The sequence below is a fragment of the Flavonifractor sp. genome (genome assembly GCF_019422385.1).
GTDB lineage: Bacteria > Bacillota > Clostridia > Oscillospirales > Oscillospiraceae > Flavonifractor > Flavonifractor avistercoris.
The window spans coordinates 1-9,400 of record NZ_JAHZDL010000087.1 but is presented as its reverse complement, the minus strand read 5'-3'; the positions used below and the strand labels follow the sequence as shown (position 1 = coordinate 9,400).

Genomic DNA, 9,400 nt, shown 5'->3' with positions numbered 1-9,400 from the left:
CCGCCGCCCGGCAGCGGTCTACCTCCCGCCGCATGCCGGTGGACAGGGTCTCCTTGTCCGGGAAGTTCTCCTTCACCAGGTCGATGTAGGCGGTGTAGCCCACGATCAGGTCGCACTCCTCCAGGGCGGCCCGGGCCCGGCCGGTGAGATCCGCCCCGCCGCCGGGGCCCAGCCCGATGACAGTCACTTTCATAGGGATTCCTTTCTCGCCACCGCGACGGTGACGCCGTTTCTTGCCTGTTTGGGGACGATGACCCGCCCCCCGGCGGCAGCCGCCGCCCGCTCGCACACGTTGTCCACGCCGGTGACGCCCTTCACAAATTCCGAGGGGGTGAAGTCCCCCTCCGCCGCCGCCAGCACCTCCGCCGGGAAGGTGCGCAGGGGCAGGTGATGGGCCTGGCAGAAGGCCAGCAGGCCCGGCTCGTCTTTCTTCAGATCAATGGTGGCCACCGCCGCCACGGCCCGGGGCTCATACCCCGCCAGGGCGGCGGAGGCCAGGGCCTCGATGGCCGCCTGCTCCGTCCCCCGGCGGCAGCCGATGCCTAAAATCAGGCTTTGGGGGGCCAGCCGCAGGGTGCGGGAAAAGGGCCCCGCCCCCGTCCGGTCGGTGACCCACACCCCCAGCTCCGCCGGGCCGTCCGTGAGGCCCTCGGGGCAGGGGTGGCCGAAGTCGCTGGCAAAGCCCACCGGCGTCCCGTCCAGGAGGGCGGCGGAGACCTCCTTGGCCAGCGTCCGGTCGGTGATGGCAAGGCCGTTCCCTTTTGCCCACACGTCCACGGCAAAGAGGCCGTTGACGTCGGTGGCGGTGGACACCGCCGCCTGCCCGCCGGTGAGTGCCGCCACCCGGAGGGCCAGCCCATTGGCGCCCCCCACGTGGCCGGACAGCAGGGGGACGGCAAACCGCCCCGCCTCGTCCACGCTGACTACGGCGGGGTCGGTGAATTTATCCTTGACATGGGGGGCGATGGCCCGCACGGCGATGCCCGCCGCCCCCACGAAGATCAGCCCCTCGGCCTCCCCCCACTGTGCCGCCGTCCAGGCGTCCAGGGAGGGAACCGGCTCCGCCCCCACGTCCGCGGCAAAGCGGGCGGGGGCGGACAGGGTGCCGCCCAGGGCGGCCGCCAGGGTTTTCCCCAGGGCCGCGCCTCTGCGGGTAAAGGCGATCACCGCCACGGTCATCGGCTGGCCTCCCGAAACTCGTGGGTGAAGGCGGGGTCGTAGAGCTTGGAGCGCTCGTAATCATCCCCCAGGAAATGCCCGATGGTAATCAGCGCCGTCTTGGTGATCCTGTTCTCCCTGGCGGTCTTTGCCAGGGTGGACACGGTGCAGCGGAACACCTTCTCCTCCGGCCAGGTGGCCTTGTAGACGATGGCCGCCGGGGTGTCGGGAGAATAGCCCCCCGCCGTCAGCTCCTCCTCCACCTGCTCCAGCAGGCCGGTGGACAGGAACAGCACCATGGTGCAGCCGTGGGAGGCCAGCTTGCGCAGCCCCTCCCCCTCGGGCACCGGCGTCCGCCCCGCCATGCGGGTGATGATCACGGACTGTGATACCTCCGGCAGGGTATACTCGGCGTTGAGGGCCGCCGCCGCCCCGGAGAAGGAGGACACGCCGGGGGTCACGTCGTAGGCGATGCCCAGCTTGTCCAGCTCGTCCATCTGCTCCCGGATGGCCCCGTAGAGGGAGGGGTCGCCGGTGTGGAGGCGGACGGTGACGCCGCCCTTCTCCTCGGTGGCCTTCATCACTTCGATGACCTGCTCCAGGGTCATGGAGGCGCTGTTATAGACCTGGCAGCCCTCCTTCTTGTAGTCCAGCAGGGCGGGGTTCACCAGGGATCCGGCGTAGATGATCACGTCGGCCTCCCCCAGCAGTCTGGCACCCCGCACCGTGATCAGATCCGCCCCGCCGGGGCCCGCGCCGATAAAATGTACCATAATATAAACCTCCTGAGCGCGTAGACAAGTTGTGTGTAGGGGCGGATATCATCCGCCCGCCGTTTCGCCATCCGGGGCTGCCCGGTGGAGGGCCAGCAGCCGCTCCGCCCCCGGGGTCTTTCCCAAAATGCCGTACTGGTTGGAGAAGAAGAAGGCCTCGATGGTCAGCCCCTCCCCCGCCCGGCGCTTCAACTGTCCGTCCAGGGCCTCCCCGATGGAGGCCATCACCGGCCCCAGCAGGCCGGCCTGTTTCAGCAGCTCCACCCCCGCGTCGGTGGTGGGGCTGTCAAAGAGGGCACGCAGCAGTGCTCCGTCCGCCCCGGCCAGGGCGGCGTGGGCGGTGAGCGTCTCCCGCCGGGCGTCGGCGGTCTTGGAGTGGGTGTTCATGCACCCGGCCGCCGCCTTGATCAGCTTGCCCAGGTGCCCCACCACCAGCACGGAGCGGAACCCCGCCCCGGCGGCGTGGTCGATGGCCGCCCCCAGGTAGTTGCTGCACATGCACCAGCGGTCCAGGTTCAGGCCCAGCACCTCTCTGGCAAAGCTCTCCCCGTAGTTGCCGGGGGTGAGGAGCAGATCCTCCGTCCCCGCCGCCCGCCGCTGGTCCATCTCCAGGTAGAGGGAGTCGAGCAGGGCCGCCTCGCTCATGGGCTTCACAATCCCGCTGGTGCCCAGGATGGAGATGCCCCCCACGATGCCCAGCCGGGGGTTGAAGGTGCGCTTTGCCAGGGCCTCCCCCTCCGGCACGGAGATCACCGCCCGCAGGCCGCCGGTGTACCCGGCCTTGGCCATAACAGCCTCCATCTGCTCCCCGATCATCCGCCGGGGGGTGGAGTTGATGGCCGCCGCCCCCACCGGCTGATCCAGGCCGGGCAGGGTCACCCGGCCCACCCCTTCGCCGCCGTCGATGACAATGCCGGGGGTGTCCGTCCGCTCCACCCGGGCGAAGATCAGCGCCCCGTCGGTGACGTCCGGGTCGTCGCCGCCGTCCTTGCGCACCGCGCAGGCGGCCCAGCCCTCCCCGGCGGCGTGCCGGAGCAGTTCGGCCTCCACCGCCACCCCCGCCGGGGTGGCAATGCGTACGGCGGGCAGGGTTTCGCCGGTGAGCAGCCGGGCCGCGGCCCCGGCGGCGGCCGCCGCGGCGCAGGTACCGGTGGTGTAGCCGCAGCGCAGCTTCTGCCGCCCCACCGGGATATACAGCTCCAGCTTTGCCACACAGACACCTCCTGACAACAAAAAAGATCCTCCTCGGCTGACGAGGAGAATCCTTGCATCCCTTTTGCATCCCTGCTGTCGGGGTCTGCCGCACCTCTCCACCTCAGAGCTACGCCGGTTCGCACACCACAGCAGGTCTCCTGGCTTGCGTTTCCTCCTCCGGCGCGCCTTCTCGGTTCCCTGGGAACCAATGGCCTGTGCGCCTTTGTCCACGCTTACAGTAGAGGTAAGACTGCGCCGGATTTTCACCGGCTTCCCGATGCGCGGCTCCGCCGCGCACTGCGGGTGCATTGAATTCCCTGTTATTATAGCAGGATGCGGGGCAAAAGTAAAGGCGGGGTTTCAAAATTCCCTGCGGGGGGCCGCCAGCAGGAAGCGGATGCCCGCCGTCAGCAGGGAGGCGCCCAGGCCGGTGTAAAACACGGCGATAAAGCCCTCCGGCGCCAGGCCGCTGGCCCGCAGGCCGATGCCCAGCGTCATCATCAGGGCCATGATCAGGAAGGATTTCCGGTCAAAAAAGCGCCAGAACCACTGGCGCACGGCGCCGTAGCCGCGGATGCGCACCGTGTGCCGCCGCACCAGCGGGCCGAACACCCTCCCCTGAAAAAGGACGAAGACCAGCACGGAGAGGGCGATGCTCCACACTGCGGCGTGGCCGGGGTAGGCCAGCAGCCCGATGCGCAGGATGTTGACCCCCGCCGCCCCCCACACCAGTCCGGCCAGCAGGAGCAGCGTCTCTTTTTTCACCAAATCGGGTTCCCCCTTGTCTCAGATCTCATGTTCCGCGCCGCGGCGGGCGCGGGGACTCTTCAGCGGTAGAGCAGCCGCCGGAGCACCTGCTCCAGCCCGCCGCAGCTGTCCGCCCCCCGGCTCAGCTGTCCCAGCAGGCTGTCCAGCACAAAGGCGGCCAGCTGCTCCCGGGTGAAACAATCGTCAAAGGCGGCGGGCGATACGGCCCGATCCGCCTCCAGCGCCCGCAGCAGCATCCGGCGGAGCTGCCCCAGGGTCTCCTCCATGGCCTGGCGGCCGCCGGCCCGCCCCTCCGGCAGGAAGCCGGCGGCGTGTCCCCGGAAAAAGCCGGGGTACTCCCCCGCCCCGGTTCGGATGCGGTGGAACAGCCCGTGGACGCAGGAGACGAAATCCTCCGGCGGTTCCGCCTCCGGCGCGGACAGAATCTGCCCCCAGATCTCCTCCACCGTGGCGGCCATCAGCTCCGCCTTGCCGGAGAAGTAGTTGTAGACCGAGCCCACGGAGACCTCGGCCTCCTCCGCCACCGCCCGGATGCTCAGGCCGTCCAGCCCCTGCCGCCGGGCCACGGCCCGGCTGGCGGCCAGCAGGGCCTGCCGGGAGGTAACTGCCGTATTCACGCGCCTCGCCCCCATTCTGAACAAAGTTCATTTTAGCAGATCCTGCCCTTCTGTCAACCGGAAATACGCAGAAATCCCCGGCGCGGGCACTGCCCGCGCCAGGGATTTTTCCAGGCTGCCGGTTTTCTCTTACAGATAGCTCTTCAGCTTCTCCACCATGTCGGTGTGCTCCCAGGGCAGGTCGATGTCGGTGCGGCCGAAGTGGCCGTAGGCGGCGGTCTGCTCGTAGATGGGGCGGCGGAGATCCAGGTGCTCGATGATCTTGGCGGGGCGCAGGTCGAAGTTCTCATTGACGATGGCGGAGAGCTTCTCCTCGTCCAGCACGCCGGTGCCGTAGGTGTCCACCAGCACGGAGACGGGGTGGGCCACGCCGATGGCGTAGGCCAGCTCGATCTGGCACTTGCGGCACAGGCCGGCGGCCACCAGGTTCTTGGCCACGTAGCGGGCCATGTAGGCGGCGGAGCGGTCCACCTTGGTGGGATCCTTGCCGGAGAAGCAGCCGCCGCCGTGGGCCGCGGAGCCGCCGTAGGTGTCCACGATGATCTTACGGCCGGTCAGACCGGTGTCGCCCACGGGGCCGCCCACCACGAAGCGGCCGGTGGGGTTGACGTAGAACTTGGTGTCCTTGGTGATGTACTGGGCGGGGATGATGGGCTTGATGATCTCCTCCACCACGGCCTCCCGCAGATCCTTCAGGGCGATGTCGGGGTCGTGCTGGGTGGACACCACGATGGCGGGGCAGGAGAGAACCTGGCCGTCGTCGCCGTACTCCACGGTGACCTGGCTCTTGCCGTCGGGGCGCAGCCACTTGAGCTGGCCGGACTTGCGCACGTCGGCCAGGCGGCGGGACAGCTTGTGGGCCATGGAGATGGGGGCGGGCATCAGCTCGGGGGTCTCGTCGCAGGCGTAGCCGAACATCATGCCCTGGTCGCCGGCGCCGATGCGGTCGGCCTCGTCGGTGCCGCCCTGCTGGAGCTCATAGGACTCGTTGACGCCCATGGCGATGTCGGGGGACTGCTCGTCAATGGCGGTCATCACCGCGCAGGAGCGGTAGTCGAAGCCGTAGGCGGGATCGGTGTAGCCGATGCGCTCCACAGTGCGGCGGACGATGGAGGGGATGTCGGTGTAGTGCTTGGTGGTGATCTCGCCCATCACCGTCACGATGCCGGTGGTGGTGAAGGTCTCGCAGGCCACGTGGGCCGTGGGATCGGCGGCCAGAATGTCGTCCAGGACGGCGTCGGAGATCTGGTCGCAGACCTTGTCGGGATGTCCCTCGGTGACGGACTCCGAGGTGAACAGACGCTTTGCCATGTTATAATTCCTTCCTTTCTGACTGTGAGCGCAAAAACGCGCTCCGCCGGATGGCGGAGCGCGCGGAGCTCATCCATCCTCATCTTTCGATTACCTCGCCGGATTTGGCACCTTGCATCGCAGGTTGCCGGGTTTCATCGGGCCGTTCCCTCCACCGCTCTCGATAAGGCTATTCAATTGACTGTCATTATTCTACCGGCTTTCCCCCTGTTTTTCAATAGACAAAACAGGACATGTGTATAGCCGGCCTCCGGCCCCCGGTTTTCACGCCTTCCAGCCGTTGAGATACGCCTCCTGCTCGGGGGTGAGGGTGTCGATGGACAATCCCATGGCAGCCAGCTTCACCCGGCCGATCTGGTCGTCGATCTCGGCGGGCACCTGATAGAGCTTCTTCTCCAGGCCGTCCCGGTGCTTCACCAGCCACTCCAGGGCCAGGGCCTGGACGGCGAAGGACATGTCCATGATCTCGGCGGGGTGGCCGTTGCCGGCGGCCAGGTTTACCAGCCGCCCCTCGCCGATGACGTTGAGCACCCGGCCGTCGGGCAGGGTGAAGCCCTCGATGTTCTCCCGGCGCACCTCCCGTCTGACGGCCATTTCGGCCAGTCCGGCCACATCCACCTCGCAGTCGAAGTGGCCCGCGTTGGTGAGGATGGCGTTGTTCTTCATCACCTCAAAGTGCTTCGGGGTAATCACGTCCTTGCAGCCAGTGACGGTGACGAACACGTCGCCGTATCTGGCGGCCTCGTCCATGGGCATGACCCGGAAGCCGTTCATGGTGGCGTCCAGGGCCTTGAAGGGATCCACCTCACAGACGATCACGTCGGCCCCCATGCCGCTGGCCCGCATGGCCACGCCCTTGCCGCACCAGCCGTACCCGGCCACCACCACGGTCTTGCCCGCCACCACCAGGTTGGTGGTGTGCATGATGGCGTCCCACACGCTCTGGCCGGTGCCGTACTTGTTGTCATAGTAGTGCTTGGCCTTGGCGTCGTTCACCGCCATCATGGCGCAGGGCAGGATGCCCTCCCGCTCCCGGGCCTTGAGGCGGAGGATGCCGGTGGTGGTCTCCTCGCATCCGCCGAACAGGTTCTCCGCCAGATCGGCGCACTTGCCCCCCAGCAGGTGAACCAGGTCGCCGCCGTCGTCCACGATCAGGTGGGGCTTGAATTTGATGGTCTCGATGAGCAGCCGCTCATACTCCTCGGCGCTGACGCCGTGGACGCCGAAGGTCTCCACCCCCAGATCGGCCAGGCCGGCGGCCACGTCGTCCTGAGTGGACAGGGGGTTGGAGCCGGTGAGGTGCACCTCCGCGCCGCCCTTGGCCAGCACATAGCCCAGGTTGGCGGTCTTGGCCTCCAGGTGGACGGACACCGCCACCCGCAGCCCGGCAAAGGGCTTCTCCTTCTCAAACCGGGCCTCGATGCCGCCCAGGGCGGGCATGAAGTCCCGCACCCAGCCGATCTTCCTGCGCCCGGAGGGGGCCAGGGACATATCCTTTACAATACTCATGTTTTTCCTCCTTGGGGGGCGGCCTCCGAAATGCCGGGCCCGTCCCAGAAATCCAGGGTGAGCAGGGGCTCTGTTTTGCGGAAGGCCTTCACCCGCCGGTGGATGGCCTCCAGCTGCTCCGGCGTGGGGGGCCTGGACGGCCCGTAGGCCGGGCAGGAGAAGAACCAGCAGAACTTGGCCCCCACGCCGATGACCGTGTCATAATATGTCTTGGTGGCCACCTGGTCGGCGTTGTCCGCCGTGCAGCCGCAGGCCACCCCGAAGGGCAGCCGGTACCGCCGCAGCAGCTCCGCCGCCCGCCTGGCGTCCTGGGGATCCACATCCACCCGGATGGCGGGGAACAGGTTGCACACCCGCAGCAGATCCACACACAGCTGTTCGGTGATGGACTGGGGGGGCGTAAAGGCGGCGAACACGCAGTCGCTGTGCTTGTTGCACAGGGCGATGGCCTCCTGCTCCTTGGCCAGGGGGTCGCCGCTGCTGACGATAAACAGGTGGCAGCCCTGGGCCTTCCGGCGCTCCACCGCCTCGTCCATGCTGTCAAACTCCAGGGAGGGCCGCACGCCGTAGATGGAGGCGCCACAGCCGGCGCAGTCCATGGAGCAGGGGAAGGAGGGGTCGATGAGCACCGACCATGGGGCGTCCTCCTGATTCAGCTTCCCCGCCGCGCTGCGCTCCGGCCACTCCAGCAGGCCGCCGTGGATGACAAAATTCTCAAAAATCTTCTTGAGCACCCGGTTGTCAATGTCGGTATACATGCTCTTGATGAGCCGGTGCCAGTTGTTCTCCGGGTCGGTCATGGCCTTGTGGAACAGCTCCCGGTAGGCGGGGCTCAGCCGCTCCTCGGTATATTTGTCCACCCACTCCATCAGGCGGGGAAGATTGGCATCCGGATCCCGCTCCAGGTAGTCCAGCGCCCGGGTGATCCCAAAGGCCTTGATGCTGGCCGGCAAGCGCATGGGCACACACTCCTTTCCCGCCGCGCGGGGCCGCGCAAGCTGCAAGATTACATCGTCGTTCCTGGAATAGGAGTATTATACCGCAGTTCGCCCCAAAGCGCCATAGACAGATTTCCCGTTCTGGCGGAATTTCTCAGGTATGCCGCCCGCATTGACAAGCCCGGCATTTCCGGGATATACTATACTGATTTGATTTGTGCCCGTTCTTTAGGAGGAAGCGCCATGCGCACCGGACTGATCACCTTCCACTTTGCCCACCACTACGGGGCCCAGCTCCAGGCCTACGCCACCATGAGGGCTATTCAGGGTCTGGGCCACGACTGCGAGATCATTGACTACCGCCTACCCCACACCACCCGCACCAACCAGCTCTTCAAAAAGGGGGGCGGCGTGCGGGGCATGGCCTCCGACGCCCACACCGCCCTCCACTACGGGGCCTTCCAGCGGCGGTTTACCCGCTTTGAGGCCTTCGTGGCGGAGCAGATGGAGCTGTCGCCGGAGCGGTACACCGCCTTTGACCAGCTCCGGGCCGCCCCGCCGGAGTACGACGTGTACGTGGCGGGCAGCGACCAGATCTGGAATCCCTATATCTTCCAGGACAAGCAGTTCGACCCCTCCTTCCTGCTGGGCTTTGTGAAGGAGGGCCGCCGCATCGCCTACGCCCCCAGCCTGGGTGTGCCGGAGCTGCCGGCGGACAAGGCGGCGCAGCTGCGGGACTTCCTGGCCCCCTTCTCCGCCCTGTCGGTGCGGGAGATGCGGGGGCAGCTACTGCTGAAAGAGGCCGCCGTGCGGGAGGCCCGGGTGGTGCTGGACCCCACCCTGCTGCTCAACGGGGAGGACTGGGGGGCCCTGGCCGCGCCGCCCAGGCACCAGGGGCCCTACATCCTGTGCTACTTCGTCTCCGACCCCGCCGAGGCGGCCCCCTACGCCCTGGCCCTGTCCCGGCGTACCGGCTGGCCCATCGTCCAGCTGGCGGGGGCCCGGCGGAAGATCGAGGGGGCCTCGGAGATCGTCTTTGACGCCGGGCCCCGGGAGTTCCTGGGCCTGTTCCGGCACGCCTCCGCCGTGGTGACCAACTCCTTCCACGGGGCGGCCTTCTCCCTCCAGTTCC

General features: G+C 67.4%; 10 protein-coding genes and 2 riboswitches. Of the genes, 1 reads left to right on the top strand and 9 read right to left on the bottom strand.

The window, feature by feature from the left end; genetic code table 11:
* The 9 genes from QZ378_RS10665 to QZ378_RS10625 all read right to left on the bottom strand — a co-directional run.
* The coding region (locus tag QZ378_RS10665; RefSeq protein WP_291258247.1) for an SAM-dependent methyltransferase at positions 1–193 on the bottom strand (193 nt) is incomplete at its 3' end.
* Positions 190–1,179, bottom strand: coding sequence for a cobalamin biosynthesis protein (locus QZ378_RS10660; protein ID WP_291258246.1), 990 nt, complete (start codon positions 1,177–1,179; stop codon positions 190–192). The genes QZ378_RS10665 and QZ378_RS10660, both read right to left, overlap by 4 nt.
* Entirely contained in the window at positions 1,176–1,931 is a 756-nt protein-coding gene (gene cobM / locus QZ378_RS10655; protein ID WP_291258245.1) for a precorrin-4 C(11)-methyltransferase, read from the bottom strand. The genes QZ378_RS10660 and cobM overlap by 4 nt, the downstream gene beginning before the upstream one ends.
* Positions 1,932–1,979: 48 nt before the next feature.
* Positions 1,980–3,143 carry a cobalt-precorrin-5B (C(1))-methyltransferase CbiD gene (cbiD, locus tag QZ378_RS10650; RefSeq protein WP_291258244.1) on the bottom strand — a complete coding sequence of 388 codons (1,164 nt, stop codon included), beginning with the start codon at positions 3,141–3,143 and terminating at the stop codon, positions 1,980–1,982.
* Between the two features lie 112 nt (positions 3,144–3,255).
* A riboswitch (cobalamin riboswitch) is annotated at positions 3,256–3,442 on the bottom strand.
* A gap of 43 nt (positions 3,443–3,485) precedes the next feature.
* On the bottom strand, positions 3,486–3,890 hold the full coding sequence (locus QZ378_RS10645) for a hypothetical protein (protein WP_366766231.1): 405 nt from the start codon (positions 3,888–3,890) through the stop codon (positions 3,486–3,488).
* A 62-nt stretch (positions 3,891–3,952) separates the two neighbouring features.
* Positions 3,953–4,510, bottom strand: a complete 558-nt coding sequence (locus tag QZ378_RS10640; RefSeq protein WP_291258243.1) for a TetR/AcrR family transcriptional regulator — start codon at positions 4,508–4,510, stop codon at positions 3,953–3,955.
* A 129-nt stretch (positions 4,511–4,639) separates the two neighbouring features.
* On the bottom strand, positions 4,640–5,821 hold the full coding sequence (gene metK / locus QZ378_RS10635) for a methionine adenosyltransferase (protein ID WP_087238365.1): 1,182 nt from the start codon (positions 5,819–5,821) through the stop codon (positions 4,640–4,642).
* A 76-nt stretch (positions 5,822–5,897) separates the two neighbouring features.
* Positions 5,898–5,991: riboswitch (SAM riboswitch) on the bottom strand.
* A 94-nt stretch (positions 5,992–6,085) separates the two neighbouring features.
* Positions 6,086–7,330, bottom strand: coding sequence for an adenosylhomocysteinase (locus tag QZ378_RS10630; protein WP_291258242.1), 1,245 nt, complete (start codon positions 7,328–7,330; stop codon positions 6,086–6,088).
* Positions 7,327–8,289 (bottom strand): radical SAM protein, encoded by a 963-nt coding sequence (locus QZ378_RS10625; RefSeq protein WP_191528376.1) that lies wholly within the window; start codon positions 8,287–8,289, stop codon positions 7,327–7,329. The genes QZ378_RS10630 and QZ378_RS10625 overlap by 4 nt, the downstream gene beginning before the upstream one ends.
* A gap of 222 nt (positions 8,290–8,511) precedes the next feature.
* Between QZ378_RS10625 and QZ378_RS10620 the strand changes: the two genes are divergently transcribed.
* Positions 8,512–9,400: polysaccharide pyruvyl transferase family protein (locus QZ378_RS10620; RefSeq protein WP_291258241.1), on the top strand; the 889-nt coding region annotated here is incomplete at its 3' end.

What these genes read in the sequence shown, in the direction of transcription:
- QZ378_RS10660 (WP_291258246.1), bottom strand. Translation starts at nt 1,179, where the DNA reads ATGACCGTGGCGGTGATCGCCTTTACCCGCAGAGGCGCGGCCCTGGGG.
- cobM (WP_291258245.1), bottom strand. Translation starts at nt 1,931, where the DNA reads ATGGTACATTTTATCGGCGCGGGCCCCGGCGGGGCGGATCTGATCACG.
- metK (WP_087238365.1), bottom strand. Translation starts at nt 5,821, where the DNA reads ATGGCAAAGCGTCTGTTCACCTCGGAGTCCGTCACCGAGGGACATCCC.
- QZ378_RS10630 (WP_291258242.1), bottom strand. Translation starts at nt 7,330, where the DNA reads ATGAGTATTGTAAAGGATATGTCCCTGGCCCCCTCCGGGCGCAGGAAG.
- QZ378_RS10625 (WP_191528376.1), bottom strand. Translation starts at nt 8,289, where the DNA reads ATGCGCTTGCCGGCCAGCATCAAGGCCTTTGGGATCACCCGGGCGCTG.